At 52.9% G+C, this 255-nt stretch carries 1 rRNA gene; it reads left to right on the forward strand.

Annotated elements, in window-relative coordinates:
- A 23S ribosomal RNA gene (locus KJS63_RS25925) occupies positions 1-255 on the forward strand; the annotation flags it as partial.

The raw sequence follows: 255 nt of genomic DNA on the forward strand, positions 1-255 counted from the left end.
CCGGGGGTGTCCGAATGGGGAAACCCGGCTACTGTAATAGGTAGTCACTCATACCTGAATTCATAGGGTGTGAAGAGGCAGACCAGGGGAACTGAAACATCTAAGTACCCTGAGGAAGAGAAAACAACAGTGATTCCGTCAGTAGCGGCGAGCGAACGCGGAACAGCCTAAACCAGAGAGCTTGCTCTCTGGGGTTGTGGGACGTCTCACATGGAGTTACCAAGGATTAGGGTAGGCGAAGAGGTCTGGAAAGGC

Source organism: Paenibacillus sp. J22TS3 (genome assembly GCF_018403205.1).
Lineage (GTDB): Bacteria > Bacillota > Bacilli > Paenibacillales > Paenibacillaceae > Fontibacillus > Fontibacillus tuaregi.